Raw genomic sequence first — 15292 nt, 5'->3', positions numbered from 1 at the left:
AGGTCGGAGATGGGTGCTGTGGGTCATGTCAGGGCGGGGAGCAGCCCGCATCTGCCGGACGAGGGGCTGAGCGTGCCGGAGGACTCGGTGCAGTGGGCCGGGCATACGTCGCCGGCCGATTCGGGGGTGTCGGGGCTGGACGCTCCGGAGCGGGAGCCGCTGAGTCATGGGTGGGGGGCGGCGCCCATAGTGGTGATCATGGTGTTCGTCGCGATATTCGCGGCCGGGGCGCTGGGGATGGCGATAGAGCTGATGGTGTGAGCCCCGGGGCGGGGGTCAGCGGGTGACGCGGGAGCGCCAGGCGAGGAAGGGGACGACGGGGGAGCGGGGGTCGAGGTAGCGCCAGGGGGTCTCGGTGGGGCGGTCGCCGAGGACCCGGAAGAGGTGGCGGGCCGTGGGCCGGTCGCCGGCCAGGGAGAAGGCCATGGCGAAGGCGTTGACGGTGAGGGGCCAGTCGCGGAGCTGGGCGAAGTCCGGGTGGAGGACGGAGCGGGCGGCGGCCTCGTGGAGGGAGTCCAGGACGGAGGTGCTGGTCAGGTAGACGGAATCGGGGTCGCCGCCGAGGCCGAGCCAGTGGTCGAGGTGGGCGAGGACGACGAGCTCGCCGAGGGGGCTGCCCGCGGGGGCGGCGAGCAGGGCGTCACGGGCGAAGGCGTGGGCCGTCTCGTACGGGCCGTCGGCCGCGGGGGAGAGCTGGCGCAGTCGCTGGCGGTGGGCGGCGAGGTGGCCCGGGGCACGCTCGGTCACGGCCGCGAACCGGCGCTCGGCGATCTCCGGCCCGAGGTCAAGGCCGTGGCCGCTGGCCTGGAGGAAGTACCAGGGGGCCGGTGAGGCGGGGACCAGCTCGGCGGCACGGGCGAGGTGGCGCTCGGCGGTCTCCAACCGGGTCCGGAACACGGTGCGCAGGCTCGCCGGAAGCTGCTCCTCGGAACCGGCGGCCTCGGCGGGGGTCGGGGTGTCGGAGCCGGTGCGGGCGTGCCAGGCCCAGCCAACGTGCCGGGCACCCGAGACCAGCAGGGCGAACGGGTCCTCCGGGTGGGCGTCAAGAACCAGGGGCGTCCAGCGTTCGACACCGGCCAGGTTCCGCAGCCCGTCCAGGAGGAAGGTCAGGTCCTCCCCGTCCTCGGCCGCGGCCAGGTGCTCCCGGACGGCGGGCCAGTGTGCGGCGCCGTCCTCCCGAGCCGCCGCCCGGATCGCTGCGAGCCGCGCGTCCCCGTACGACCAGTCCACCGCCGGGACCGAACGGCGCCGGAACAGAAACCGCTCGCCCTCCGGCAACCGGGCCCGCAACAGCCGCTCCGTCCACCACGCCATCCCACTCTCCTCCTCGCACCCGGCCCCACACCCGATCCCGCACCCTGCCCCGCGTCCACCTGCCGCCCGGACCCGCGCCCGACCCACCAGCCCCCATCGCACACCCGGCGACCCGCCACCGCCAAACCGGGCGCCGGATCCGCCGCCGCGGTGTGCCTTCGCCCGGCCGAGCCGGGGCTCGAGCGCACCCACCTCGGCCAACCGGGGCAGCGGGTTGGTCGGCCCGCCGCGCCGGCCCCGGGCGACCCCGCACGCACTCCACGCCGGAAGCGGCCCCGCCCGCCGCCTCGGGCCGGGGACCCTGCCCACGCCTCCTCCGAAGAGGGCCGCTCCCACTCCCGCACCCCCCAAGACCGGGTTGGTGAGGGCGGCCATGGGGCCCCATTGGAGGGCGGGGCCCATGGTGTTGCCGTGGCCGGGGGTGCCGCCGGGGAGGGGGTGGCGGACTTCGGCGCGGACGTAGGCGGGAAGGGAGGAGGCGGTGCGCCAGGTCACGGAGCCCTCGCCGGAGGCCGGGAGGGACTCCTGGTGCCTCTGGCCCTCGTCGGTGGTTACCCGCTCCCGGTGAACTCCGGGTGATGAGGTGCCCGACCGCGAGCGGAATTCCCGCCCCACCCGGCTCCCCGGGCATCTCCGGTCGCCCCCGGTCACTCCTCGCTCGTGCGGATCAGCACCCCGTCGGCGTTGCGCTCGTACGTGCGCCGTTCGTTCTTGGCGATCTTCCGGGCCACTTCCTCGCCCAGGTCGAGCCCGTTCATCTCGGCCAGGGCGGCGAGGTAGAGGAAGACGTCGGCGAGTTCCTCGCCCAGGTCGGGCAGGTGCTTGCGCCAGGCGGTGAACGCCTCGCCGACCTCCGCCGTCAGAAGGCCGAACTCCAGGGCCACGTCGGTGGTGTTGAAGCCCTTGGCGAGCTTGTTCTGCCAGGCCAGGCGCTGGGCGCTCGCGATGTCCACGGGTCGGTCCTCCGGCGGTCCGTCTCTGCCGCCCCATGATCCGCCGCCGCACCGCGAGTTGTCGAACCGCACGTTGTCGAGCCGGGCCCCGTACAACGAACCGCGGCTCTACGACGCACCGCGGCGGAGGCCCGTACGGCGCACCGTACGGACCCCCGCCGCAGAGGGGAAAGGCACGCTACGGCAGCGCCGCCGGACTGCGCAGGTACGACTGCGTCCGGGTCACCCAGTAGCCGAAGTCCCCCGGCCCGGTCTGGTTCGTGCCGACCATCTCCGGCACCCCGTACGTCCCGGTGCCGGTGCCCGCGCCGAAGAGGATGGCGACGACACCCGCCGCCGCGGCGTCCGGAATGTGCGAGCCCCAGGTGACCGTGGACCCGCTCACGGACACCTTCGGGTCACCCCCGGGATTGCTGCTGTAGAACGACAGGTTGTTCCCGCTCGAGGTGAAGGAGTCGCCGTAGAAGAAGGTGGACGCGGAGTCCTCGTTCTGCTCGGCGGTCACGTTGTCCAGGTCGGGGAAGACCCCGGACGCGTTCCAGTACGTGGGGCTGGGTGTCCGCGTGGAGTTCAGGTGACCGACCGGGATCTGCCACAGCACCGCGGGCAGGCCCACCGACTGGCGGATCGTCTGCACGTAGAGCAGGTAGTTGCTCCAGTGCGCGGCATTCAGATAGCGGATGTCGGCGGCCGGGTTCGGGTCGCGCAGGATCCCGAAGTCCTGGCCCCACTGGTCGAAGGCCACGAAGTCCGCGTGGTAGCCGATGTCGGCGCTCTTGGCGAAGTCGGCCACCTGCGTGGCGTTGTTCACCACCGACTGGCGCCCCGCCGTCCAGCCCATCGAGTCCGTGTCCTTGAGCGCGTCGCGCACGCCCCAGGTGTTGACCTGCCAGCCCACGAAGGCCGCCGGGTCGTACTTCTTGATGGTGTACGTGATCGCCTCGGTCAGCCCGCGCAGGTTGTCGCCGAAGGCCGGGTCGGTGCCCGAGGCCAGCACCCCGGCGGAATAGGCGGCGTGCGTGGCGGCCGGCATCCGCGAGGCGTCATTGCCGTACGAGGCCGCGTAGTTCTGCTGGAGGTAGCCGAGCATGTCGGGCTCGATCACCCAGCCGACCGGCTTGCCGGGCGCGGCGGAGGCGGCGGCCGAGGCGGCGTTCTTCAGCGCGCCGAAGTACGTGGTCAGCCAGCTCGCGTTCTGCATGTTGGTGAAGTCCACGCTCGTGCCGTCCACGTTGCCGTTCATCCCGTAGTCGACCAGCACCGGGGTCATGCCGAACTGCTCTGAGTGGTTGACCATCGTGGTCGTGGTGGCCGCCCAGTTGGAGAAGTCGCCGCCGATCAGGTACTCGTAGCCGTAATTCGGCAGCGGCCCGTGCGACTTGAGGGTGGAGAAGTAGGAGTCGACCGTGCTGCCGGGGGTGTAGACGGTGCCGATCGACAGGTACGAGGGGTGCCAGGCAGCCGGTCCGCCGCCGCTGCCCGTCGGCTGCGTGGTCGCGCCGACCGCGGCCGAACGCGCCGACTCGCCCGCGCTGTTGGTGGCGGTCACCGAGAAGGAGTACGCGGTGTTCGCCGCGAGCCCGCCGATCGTCGCGGTGGTGGCGGTCACCGAGGCCGCCTTCGCCGAGCCCTGGTAGACGGTGTAACCGGTGGCGCCGGACGAGGCGTTCCAGGACAGGGTGACCGAACTGCTGGTCGTCCCGGTCACGGCGAGGCCGCCGGGAGTGGCCGGCGGCTGCGGGGTGGTGCCGCCGCCCGGGCCGGTCAGCGAGACGTCGTCGGCGTGGTACGTGCCCTGCGCGTACCAGCCGTGCAGGTAGAGCGTGACCGATGTGGTGGTCGCGCCGGTGGTGAAGCTCGTGCTCAACTGCTGCCAGCTCGTGGCGGACGGCGTCCACGTGGAGCTGTAGCCGTCGGCGCCCAGGTAGACGTAGGCACCCTCGACGTACGCCGAGAGCGTGTACGCCGCGTTCGGCTGCACCGCCACGGTCTGGGCGCACTGGGCGGTGTCGGATCCGGTGGGAGAAGCGGCCAGGGCGTAACTGCCGCTGTGCACGGGGCTGGTGACCACGCTCGCGGTGGGCGCGCAGCTCCAGCCGGTCAGATCGTGGGTCTCGAAGCCGGGATTGGCGGCCAGGTTCGCGCCGTCGGCCCGGGCCGGACCGGCCAGGCAAAGCGAACCGGCCAGGAGGAGGACGACCGCGACGAACGCGGCATAGGCGCTGCGGACCATGGGTTCCCTCGTCTCGCACTCGCACAGTGGGGGATGGCGGGCAGAACACGGGCGGGGCAGAACACGGGCGGGGCAGAACACGGGCGGGGCGGAACAGCGAACGGCAGAACGCAAGAGCAGGAGAGCGGCAACGGCACTACGGCGGAACGGCAGAGCAGTCGGAACGGCCGGTCGGCGCACCTCACGCGGCACGGCCGAACCGTACGCACCGGAAGAATGGTCTGGACCTGTCATTCCCGTCAAGCCCTCGGTGCCCGGATATGGTCTAGTCCAAAGCCTTGACCTGCCCCGCCCCGCCGCGTTACATCTGACGAAGACCGGAACTCTGTCGTGTCTATGTCACGCCTGGTCGGGCCGTGGGCGGCCTGCCTGGCCGGCGTCCCTGTCCCGGGAGGATGCCATGCGCTCAGCGTTTCCATCGGTCAGACCAGTCGCGGTCTCCATCCTCGCGACGCTCGCGCTGCTGATCGGGGCCCTTGTGGCGGTGTTCAACGGGCCCAGCGCCCATGCCGCACTGCGGGCCGAGAACACCGCGGCCCAGGCCGCCACCACCGGCGGCAAGAAGGTCGCCTACTTCGACCAGTGGAGCATCTACCAGAACGCCTTCTACCTGAAGAACCTCGACACCGAGGGCATCGCCGGCAAGCTCGACTACCTCATCTACGACTTCGAGAACATCGACCCGGCGAACCTGACCTGCTTCGAGACCACCAAGGCCACCGACCCCGACCCGGCCGGCGAGAACGACCCCAACGCCGGTGACGGCGCCGGCGACCAGTTCGCCGACTACCAGAAGTCCTTCGACAGCAGCATCAGCGTCGACGGCACCTCCGACGTGTACAACCAGCCGATCGCGGGCAACTTCCACCAGCTCCAGGAGCTGAAGAAGAAGTACCCGAACCTGAAGATCCTGCTCTCGCTCGGCGGCTGGACCTACTCCAAGTACTTCTCCGACGTGGCGGCCACCTCCGCCTCCCGGCAGAAGTTCGTGAGCTCCTGCGTCGACATGTTCCTCAAGGGCAACATCCCGGCGTCCGGCGGCTACGGCGGCGCGGGCACCGCGGCGAACATCTTCGACGGCTTCGACATCGACTGGGAGTACCCGGCCTCCTCCGGCGGGCACCTCGGCAACCACTACAGCGCCGCCGACACCGCCAACTACACGTCCCTGCTCGGCGAGTTCCGCAGCGAGCTGGACGCCTACGGCTCGGCCAACGGCGGCAAGCACTACGCGCTGGCCGCCGCGCTCCCGGGCGGCCAGGACAAGATCGCCAAGGTCCAGACCGACAAGATCGGCCAGTACCTCGACTTCGGCGACCTGATGACGTACGACATGCACGGCGCCTGGGACGCGACCGGCCCGACCAACTTCCAGGACCCGCTGTACCCGTCGGCGAGCGACCCGTCCGGCACGATCCCGCCGGGCACCGAGAAGTACACCATCGACAATGTCGTCAAGGCGTACACCCAGGGCGACTCCGCCTACGGCATCCCCGGCGGCTTCCCCGCGAGCAAGGTCAACCTCGGTGTCCCGTTCTACTACCGCGGCTGGACCGGCGTGCCGGCCGGCAGCAACCACGGGCTCTACCAGAGCGCGACCGGGCCGTCCGCCGGGCACACGCTCAGCGGCAACGTGCCGGGCGTGGCCATGTACAAGGAGCTGACCGGCGTCGTCGACAACCCGTCGGACACCTTCTGGGACCCGGTCTCCCAGTCCGCCTGGTTCTACGACGGCACCAACTTCTACGGCGGTGAGTCCACCCAGTCCATCCAGGCCCGGGCCGACTACATCCACTGCAACGCCCTCGGCGGCGTGATGATGTTCTCCCTGTACGACCTCGACCCGCAGGCCAAGCTGTTCAACGCCACGGTCAACGACGTGAACGGTTCCGCGTCGAGCTGCTCCGGCGGCGGCGGTACGGTCGGCGGCACGTCGTCGGGCACCTCGTCCGGTACGTCCTCGGGTACGTCGACCGGTACCTCGTCCGGCACGACCACCGGTACGACGTCCGGCACGACCTCGGGCACCACCACCGGTACGACCTCCGGCACCAGCACGGGCACCAGCTCGGGCACGACCACGGGTACGACCTCGGGCACCACCTCGGGCACGAGCTCGGGCACCACCACCGGGACCACCGGCGGCACCGGAGGCGGCGGCATCGTCACCAACGGCGGCTTCGAGAGCGGCAGCCTGTCGCCCTGGACCTGCACCGGCGGCACCGGCAGCGTGGTCTCCTCGCCGGTGCACAGCGGCAGCCACGCCCTGGCCGGCGCGGCGAGCAGCAGCGACGACGCCCAGTGCTCGCAGACCGTCACGGTGCAGCCCGGACACACGTACACCCTGTCCGGCTACGTCGACGGCAACTACGTCTACATCGGCGTGACCGGCACCGGCACCAGCGACACCAGCACCTGGACGCCGGGCACCAACGGCTCGTACGCCAAGCTCCAGACCAGCTTCACCACCGGGGCGAGCACCACCTCGGTGACGATCTGGACGCACGGCTGGTACGCGCAGGGCACGTACTACGCGGACGACATCACGGTCGCCTGACCGCAAGGACCCGCGTGAAGACCCCGCGAACCGCGGGAACACCCCGGCCCCCGGACGCGTGGCGCGCGTCCGGGGGCCGGGTCATGAGCGGGGTCATGAGCCACGTCATGAGTCGGGCCGTGAGCCGAAGAGCAGCAGCCGGGGCCGGCGCGCCCCTCACAGCTCCAGGAAGTCGAACAGCTCCTCCCACCGGGCGACGATCTTCTCGGTGGTGTAGCGCTGTATGGCGACCGCGGCGCGCTCGCCCATCGTGTCCCGCAGGTGCGCGTCGCCCATCAGAATGCCCAGCTTCTCGGCGAAGGCCCAGATGTTGCCCGGGGCGGCCAGGAACCCGTCCTCCTCGTCGGCGATGATCTCCCGCACGCCCGGCGCCACGTCGAAGGCCACGCAGGGCAGCGCGCTGACCATGGCCTCCAGCAGGGTCAGCGGGAAGCCCTCGGCGCGCGAGGGCAGCGCGAAGACGGACGCGGACCGCAGGGCGCCGGGCACGTCGTCGGTGCGGCCCATCCACTCCACCGAGCCGTCCAGTTCCAGCCGCGCGGCCTGCTGCTTGAGCACCTGCTCGTCCTCGCCGGCCCCGTAGATCCGCAGCGTCCAGCCCGGGTGCTCGGCCACCGCGACCGCCCAGGCGTCCAGCAGCATGTCGATGCCCTTCTCCTGGGAGAGCCGGGCCACCGTCGCCACCGCCTTCTCCGACCGCGGCGAGGTCGTCCCGGGCACCCAGGGCAGGGCGTTGGGCATGAAGCCCACGTTGTTCATGCCCTGCCGGGCCCACAGGTCCGCGTCCTCCCGGGTGAGGGTCAGGAAGCGGTCCACGTCCTTGTAGTGCCGCTTCACCCGGGCGAACCGTGAGGAGGCCCGCGCCGCGGCGAAGGACTCGTGGCTCATCCCGATCACCGTCAGGTCCCCGGTGTCGGCCAGGTTCACCCACTCCATCGCCCACACCTGGGTGACGATCAGCACCCCGCCGGGCCGCGCGGCCCGGAACAGCGCGGTGAGCTTCGCGGCCTGCTCCCGCATCCCCGCCCGGCGCCGCGCCTGCCGCATCCGCGCGGACATGTTCGCCAGGTCGCCCAGCGTCTTCGGCGACCACGCCTGCGGCGGGTGGGTGTCGTACAAAGTCGTGGTCTCGTACGGCAGTTCGCCGGCCGAGCGGTGGGAGACCGTGGACGGGGTGATGCCGATCATGTGCACCCGGTGGCCGCGCTCGGTGAACAGCCGGGCCATCTGGTGCGACCAAGTGGTCACGCCGCCCAGTTCGTCGACGCTGTTGGAGACGATGAAGATGTCGCGGCTCACTTGCTGCCCCCGGGCCGGAAGAACCTCGAAACGATCTGGCGGGCGGCGTCGCCCTTGTCGTACTCGCCGAACTCCGCGACGAACTGCTTGCGCCGCACCGCCCATTCGCTCTCCGAGCGGGGCAGGTCGTCCAGTACCGAGTACAGCCCCTCGACGTCCCGCACCACCGGGCCCGGCGCGTGCTTGGTCAGGTCGAAGTACGTGCCGCGGTCGTCCTTGACGTACTCGTCGTAGTCGTAGGCGAAGAACACCATCGGCCGGTCCAGCAGCGCGTAGTCGAACATCACCGAGGAGTAGTCGGTGATCATCGCGTCGGCCGCCAGGAACAGCGGGGTGACGTCGTGCACCGAGGTCACGTCGATCACCCGGCCGCGCACCGACGGCGGCAGCACCACGGTGTTGAGGTAGTGCGAGCGCACCAGCAGCGTGTAGCGGTCGCCGAACCGGTCGGCGAACTCGTCGAAGTCCAGCGGCGGTTCGAACTTGCGCACCCCGCCGGCCGCGGTGTTCCGGAAGGTCGGCGCGTACAGCAGGATCGTGCGGTCCTCGGGGATGCCGAGTTCGCGCACGATGTCCGGGCGCACCCGCCCGCCGCCCTTGCGTTCGGCGTCCAGGGCCGCGACCAGCGCGTCGTTGCGCGGGTAGCCCGAGCGCAGCACCACCTCGTCCTTGAGACGGAAGGCCGGCACCAGGGTGCGCGCGTCGTGCTCGGAGCGGATCAGGAAGTGGTCGAACCGGTCCAGCACCCGCTGGTAGTCGGCCTGCTGGTCCTTGGTGCGCACCCGCAGCTGCGGGCTGTCGAAGCCCATCTTCTTCAGCGCCGAGCCGTGCCAGGTCTGGATGTACGTGGTCTCGGGACGTTTGGTGAGCTTCAGCGGGAAGCCCTGGTTGTCGATCCAGAACTCGGCCTGCGCCAGCGCCCGCAGGTACGGGAAGGACCAGCGCTTGACCAGGGTGGCGTCGGCCGGGAAGTCCTCGGGCCGGTCCGCGTAGGACCAGATCGCGGTGAACTTCACGCCCTGGCGGCGCATTTCCTCGTAGATCGCCCGGGGGCTGTCGCTGTACTGCTTGCCCAGGTGGCTCTCGAAGACCACCGTGCCCTTGCGGACCGGCAGCTTGCTGAACACCTCGTGGTAGACGCGGATCTTGGTCTCGCCGGAGCGGACGTACTTGCGCGCGCCGCGGGCCCTGCGCAGCCCGTTCTTGGCGACCGTGCCCGGCGCGCCCTGGAGCGCCCGGTCCAGGCCGGCCCGGCTGCGGCGGCTCACCGAGCCCTGCGCGACCTGCACGAACGCCAGATGGCCCTTGGCGGAGGTCTCGACCTCGAGCGTGTCGGCGACCAGCCGGGACAGCCGGGGCCGGATCCGCAGCGGCAGCTCGGTCTCCAGCGCCGCGTCGCCGACCGTGATCAGCATCGGCACCGTCGGGGTGCCGTCGATGCTCAGCACCAGCCGGATGTCCCACACCGGGTCCAGCAGGCCCAGCGGCCGCAGCTTCTTCGACAGGTCCGCCTCGGCCCGCCAGGTCAGGTGGTCACCGGCGTGCCGCACCTCGGCGGCCGGGAAGGTGATGCCGCGCATGCCCTTGCGGCGCGGCCGCAGTTCGATCGCGGCCTTCAGCTCCGCCTGCTCGGTGATCCGGCCCAGCGGGTTGACCACCGTGCCCGACACCGCGATGCCCTGGCCGGTCTGCCGGTACTGTTCCAGCTTGGCGCGCAGCGTCATCTGCCGCAGTGGCTTGGCGTGGTAGCCGAGGTCGGTGACGTCCAGGATCGCCCGGGCCCGCTCGTCGTCCAGGTGCTCGGCGCACCAGTAGACCCGGCCGTCCCGCTCGGTCAGCGGCACCGACAGCTTCTGCCGGTTGATCAGCGTGTCGATCGCCGGGTTGAGGTTCGCCCAGTCCTCCTCCATCAGCAGGTAGGCGCAGATGCGGTGGATGGGCTCCAGCCGCTCGTACGCCTCCTGCGAGATGCGGCTCATGTACTCCCGGGCCAGCCGGGAGAACTGGGTGCGGTAGTCGTCGTCCAGGAACGGCAGGTCCCGCAGGTGCAGCACCAGGTCGTGCTTGAGGAACTTGGTGTCCTTGTGCAGCTTCAGGTCGTCCAGGCCGCGCTCGCGGAAGATCGCGTCGATCTGGCGGTGGATGCGCACCCGGTGCACGAAGTTCTCCACCTCGTGCCGGCGGTTGCTGATCGACCGGCGGGTGCCGGTGTCGTCCACCATCCAGTTGTAGACGTGGTTGGGGATCAGCGTGATCCGCCGGGCGGCCAGGTACGCCTGCGCGGAGAACAGCAGGTCCTCGTAGTGGATGCCGACCGGGAACTCCAGGCCGTTGTCGCGCAGGAAGTCCCGCCGATAGCACATGTTGGTCGACAGGGTGTCGTAGACCAGCAGGTCCGGCAGCTCACCGACCGACTCGAAGGTGCGGGTCGAGGTGTACAGCCACGGGTACCAGTCGGCGCTCTTGCCGGTGCGCACCTGGACCCGCTTGGTCAGCCCGGACACCAGGTCGGCGCCGGTGGCGCGGGCGGCGTCCAGGAAGTTGCGGCAGGCGTCGTGCTGGAGGGTGTCGTCGCTGTCGAGGAAGACCACGTACTCACCGCGGACCTCGGCGATGCCGCGGTTGCGCGGGCCGCCGCAGCCGCCGCTGTTCTGCTCCAGCTGGAACGCCCGGACCCGGTCCGGGTGCAGCTCGGCCAGGGCCTGGGCCACCTCGTAGCTGCCGTCCGTGCTGCAGTCGTCGACGATCACGACCTCGACGCTGCGCAGCGACTGGTCGAGCACCGACTGCACCGCGGTCGGCAGCAGCTCGGCGTCGTTGTACACGATGACGACCACGCTCAGGTCGGGCCCCGGCACCCTGTTCATCCGCATGCCGTCCAAGGGTAGGCGTTCAGCTTTTCGTTCCCATCACGAAACGTGTGCTTCTCTTCGTGGGCACACGGGTGTGCTTGCTCGTACCCACCGTACCGACCGCCGGCCGCGGCTTCTGTATCCGGGTGACGTGGTAATAACGGGACACGCACTGCGCCACCCAGTCCTTCGCGTAGTCGCGGGTGAAGTACGGCTCGGCCAGCAGCGGCACATGCAGCGCCCGGTACGTGACCACGCGCGCGCCGCCCGCGGCTTCCTTGCGGATCAGGGCGTCCTGTTTGTCCCATTCCTGGGCCCGGACCACGGTGGTGGTGCCCATGTCCCGTACCACCGGCAGCAGATGCGCGGCCGCGCCCAGGCAGGTCACGGTGGCCGCCGCCGCGAGACCGGCGAGCAGCGGGACGCGGCGGCGCACTCGGGGGTCGGCGAGCCGGCGGGCGAGCAGGCGGCCGGCCAGCACGCCGTAACCGGCGAGCGTGAGCAGCGCGGGCAGCAGGAAGTTGGTCCATGCCCGTCCGTATGTCCACCCCGTCGGCCCGTAGCCCTGCCGCAGCCCGACCACCACGCCGAAGGACGAGATCAGCACCAGCGGCACCGGCAGCGCGGTGAGCGCCCAGGCCCACGCCCGCGACCCGCGCACGGCCCACTCCCGCGGGGCCTGACCGGCGGTCGGCGCATCCGGTGCGGTCCCGGCGGCCGTGTCCTTTACGGTCCGGTCCCCCCGCCGGCCGGTGAGCGCCAGCCCCAGCAGCAGACCCGCGGCGAGCGCCGCCGCGTACGCCCAGGTGGTGCCGATGCTGTGCCACACCCGCAGCCAGTCGGCGAACTCGGCCCGCAGTTGGCGCGGGGACAGCGGCGAGCCGGCCGGGGGCTGCTGGGCGCGCCGCCAGCGCGCGCCCGGCGAGGCGTAGAGCAGCGCGAACCCGGTCACCAGGCCCGCGCACCACCCGGCGCACCAGGCGAAGGGGTACCAGGTGCGGGCCCGCAGCCGCGGCACCAGCAGCAGCACTCCGGCCGCGCCCACGAACACCCCGCCGACCACCGTGAACGGCTCGCTCAGCGTGCCGATGACCAGGCCCATCAGCACCGCGAACGCCACCGCGGACCAGGTCGCCGCGCGGCCCCCGCGCCGCCCGGCGGCCACCGCGAGCAGGCCGCTCCACACCGCCAGCACCCCCGGCAGGGTGTGCGAGATCGTGCCCGGCGCCCACAGCAGCGCCTGATACGGCCGGGTGCCGGCGAAGAACAACAGCATCTGCGTGACCAGCACGGCGGCCAGCACCACCGGCCACGGCGCCCGTACCCCGGCCGCCCGGCCGAGCACCCGGGCGGCCAGCAGCAGCCCCAGTGTGAGACCGATCACCAGCAGCGCCGGCAGCAGCTTCGGGCCGAGCAGGCCGTGGGAGTAGACGAGCCCGGTGATGAAGGCGTTGGCGGCCCGGCCGTTCTGGGTGTCGTAGTAGTCCCGGGTGATGCCGAAGATGCCCAGGTCACGGGTCTTCCAGGCGCCGCACCAGTCGTCGGAGGTGGGGCGTACGTACAGCCCCAGGAACACCCCGGCGGCCAGCAGCACCCCGGCGGAGACCACCAGCGTGCCGGCCGCGCCCACGAGCAGTCGCCGCCGGTCGTCCGGCGGGAACGGATATCGCCTCAGGCGGTCGATCAGGTTCCGGATCACGTGTGTCACGTCTCCCTCGCGTCGTCCCGGGAGGGCCGTGGAACCTCGCCGCGGCATCCCCCCTCTTACGGGCCGGAGGAACGTCCGCTGCCGTGGGTCGTGCTGAGACCGGTTCGGATTATTCTTCCGAATTTCATCTCAACGCAACTTGACGTTCATGTTCGCTAGGGGGAAAGACCTGTGCCGGCCACTCGTAGGCGTCTGCTGCGCCACGCGCTCCTGGGCGCCACGGCGCTGGCCGCGGGCGGCTGCGGGCTGCTCCCGGACCACCGGCCGGCCGCGCGTACGGCGACCGACGGCGGCCCGGGGTCCGGCTCCGGGGTGGCGGTCACCGCCGGCCCCGGCGCGTCCGTGGTGCAGATCGTCGCGCACGCCGATGACGACCTGTACTTCATCAACCCCGAGACCGAGCGTTTCCTGCGCGCCGGGGTGCCGCTGACCTCGGTCTATCTGACCGCGGGGGAGAGCGCCGGGCTCGGCCCCAAGGCCCCCGCGGTCCGGGCCGGCGAGGTGCCGGTGCTGGACCGGGCGCAGTACGCCGCCGAGCGGTTCTACGGGCTGCGCCGCGCCTACGCCCGGATGGTCACCGGCGACCTGGACAGCCCCTGGACCCGTACGGCCGTGCTGCTGCGCTCCGGTACGGCCGCCGAGGTCGCCACCCTGCGGGCCGCGCCGCACGTACGGCTGGTGCTGCTGAACCTGCTGGAGGCCGGCGACCGCCGGCGGGCCTACCGGGGCCGCAGCCTGCCCGGCCTGATCAACGGCACCGCGCACTCGGTCCCCACCCTGGTCCTGGCGGACGGCCCGGTCACCAGTCAGTACTCCTACACGCGGGAGAAGCTGCTGGCCGCGCTCGACCAGCTGCTCACCGAGGCCCGGCCGACCCTGGTGTGCACCCTCGACCACGACCCGGAGCACAAGCCGGGCCGGCACGGCAGGGGAGTGATCTCCACCGACCACGCCGACCACACGGCCACCGCGCAGTTCGTGGTCACCGCGGTCGAGCACTACCGGCCGCCGGCCGGCGCGCCCGTGCCGGTGCTGCACAGCTACCGCGGCTACGCCAACCAGCTCTGGCCGCAGACCCTGGACGCCGGCACGGTCGCGGCCAAGACCGCGCTGCTCGTCACGTACTCCGGCCGCGGCCTGCCCTGCGGGGTGCGCACCGGGTGCGGCGACCACAACGTGGACAACCTGCGGCCGACCCGGCGCCGGTTCGCCAGCACCCAGCACCGCTACCAGGGCGACATCCACTGGCTGCGCCCGCTGCCCGACGGCCGGCTGACCGCGTTCGCGGTGCTGGCCGGGCAGGTCGTGCAGTGGAGCCAGGCCGCGCCGGGCGGTACCGACTTCGCCGAGCCGGTGCCCCTTTCCGGGCCGCCGGTGCTCGGGCAGGTGGCCGCGGTGTCGCTGCCCGACGGGCGGATCCGGCTGTTCGCGCTGCGGCACGGCGGACTGCTCGGCCCGCCCGCGACCCAGGTCCGCTCGGTGATCACCTGCGCCCAGTCCGCGCCCGGCGGCCCCTTCGGCCCCTGGCACGACCTCGGCGGCCCGGACGGCACCCGCGGCGCCAAGGCCCGCGAGATCGGACTGCCGTACGCGGCGGTGGACACCGGTGGCCGGGTCCACCTGGTGCTGCGCGGCTGGAACCGGGCGCTGCACGCGCGCACCCTGACGCCCGACGGCCGGTGGAGCTCCTGGCGGCGGCTGCCCGGGCCGGTGGACGTGCAGGACGGCCTGTGCCTGCTGCCCCGAGCCGACGGCCGCACCGAGATCTACGCCGGCACCCGCACCGCCCTCTACCGGTGGACGCTCGAGCCCGGCGGGTCGGCCGCGGCGGTACGGCTGCCGCTGCAGGTGCCGGCCTGCGCGCCGTCCGCGGTGGAACTGCCCGGCCGTCGGGTCCGCCTGTTCCTGCGCCCGGCCGCCTCCGCCTCCGTGGTGGTGCACGACCACGACGAGCGCACCGGCCGCTGGTCACCGGGCGTCCCGCACTCCACGGGCGGCTACGGCCCGGTCGCCGTGGTCCCCGCGTCGGGCGGCAGCCAGCTCACCGCCGCCCGCGACGACTCCGGCACGGTCACCACCCGCACCTGGCCCGCGGGCCCGCCCGCCACCGGCCACCCCGCGCTCCTCACCGGCACCCCGTCCCTGACCCGCGACCGCGCCGGCCGCACCTACCTCGCCACCATCGGCGCGGACGGCCGCCTCGCGGTGACCCGCGCCGACCCCGCGGAGCCCCGCGCATGAGCGCGGTCCGCCGGCCCCCCGGCGCGCAGCCGCGGGTTCCGCCCGCGCCCGGGCAGGCCGTACGGCCGCGGGAACCCGAGCCGGTGGACCCCGTACGGGCGCGGGCCGGCATCCACGCACCGGATTCCGCCCGTG

At 72.2% G+C, this 15292-nt stretch carries 9 protein-coding genes; 3 read left to right on the top strand and 6 right to left on the bottom strand.

The window, feature by feature from the left end; genetic code table 11:
• Positions 1-9: 9 nt before the first annotated feature.
• A complete protein-coding gene (locus ITX44_RS25255) occupies positions 10-261 on the top strand; it encodes a DUF6480 family protein (protein WP_205359660.1) in 252 nt (83 codons plus the stop codon).
• A 15-nt stretch (positions 262-276) separates the two neighbouring features.
• Here ITX44_RS25255 and ITX44_RS25250 read toward each other — a convergent pair whose 3' ends face one another.
• The 3 genes from ITX44_RS25250 to ITX44_RS25240 form a co-directional block, all read right to left on the bottom strand.
• On the bottom strand, positions 277-1314 hold the full coding sequence (locus ITX44_RS25250; protein ID WP_205359659.1) for a hypothetical protein: 1038 nt from the start codon (positions 1312-1314) through the stop codon (positions 277-279).
• Positions 1315-1961: 647 nt separating this feature from the next.
• Entirely contained in the window at positions 1962-2267 is a 306-nt protein-coding gene (locus ITX44_RS25245) for a MazG nucleotide pyrophosphohydrolase domain-containing protein (RefSeq protein WP_205359658.1), read from the bottom strand.
• Between the two features lie 178 nt (positions 2268-2445).
• Positions 2446-4500 (bottom strand): carbohydrate binding domain-containing protein, encoded by a 2055-nt coding sequence (locus ITX44_RS25240; RefSeq protein ID WP_205359657.1) that lies wholly within the window; start codon positions 4498-4500, stop codon positions 2446-2448.
• 400 nt (positions 4501-4900) lie between these two features.
• Between ITX44_RS25240 and ITX44_RS25235 the strand changes: the two genes are divergently transcribed.
• A complete protein-coding gene (locus tag ITX44_RS25235; protein ID WP_205359656.1) occupies positions 4901-7057 on the top strand; it encodes a glycosyl hydrolase family 18 protein in 2157 nt (718 codons plus the stop codon).
• Positions 7058-7213: 156 nt separating this feature from the next.
• Here the strand turns inward: ITX44_RS25235 and ITX44_RS25230 are convergent, their stop codons facing one another.
• From ITX44_RS25230 to ITX44_RS25220, 3 genes are read right to left on the bottom strand one after another with little or no spacing between them, the layout of a single operon-like run.
• Entirely contained in the window at positions 7214-8356 is a 1143-nt protein-coding gene (locus tag ITX44_RS25230; RefSeq protein ID WP_307795476.1) for a glycosyltransferase, read from the bottom strand.
• On the bottom strand, positions 8353-11229 hold the full coding sequence (locus ITX44_RS25225) for a bifunctional glycosyltransferase/CDP-glycerol:glycerophosphate glycerophosphotransferase (protein WP_372440991.1): 2877 nt from the start codon (positions 11227-11229) through the stop codon (positions 8353-8355). The genes ITX44_RS25230 and ITX44_RS25225 overlap by 4 nt, the downstream gene beginning before the upstream one ends.
• 19 nt (positions 11230-11248) lie before the next feature.
• On the bottom strand, positions 11249-12916 hold the full coding sequence (locus ITX44_RS25220; RefSeq protein WP_205359654.1) for a DUF6056 family protein: 1668 nt from the start codon (positions 12914-12916) through the stop codon (positions 11249-11251).
• A 171-nt stretch (positions 12917-13087) separates the two neighbouring features.
• Between ITX44_RS25220 and ITX44_RS25215 the strand changes: the two genes are divergently transcribed.
• A complete protein-coding gene (locus ITX44_RS25215; protein ID WP_205359653.1) occupies positions 13088-15157 on the top strand; it encodes a PIG-L family deacetylase in 2070 nt (689 codons plus the stop codon).
• Positions 15158-15292: the final 135 nt, after the last annotated feature.

Source organism: Actinacidiphila acididurans, assembly GCF_016918855.1.
GTDB classification, from domain to species: Bacteria; Actinomycetota; Actinomycetes; order Streptomycetales; family Streptomycetaceae; genus Actinacidiphila; species Actinacidiphila acididurans.
Note: the sequence above shows the minus strand (reverse complement) of the source record. Positions and strands in the feature narration are given on the sequence as shown.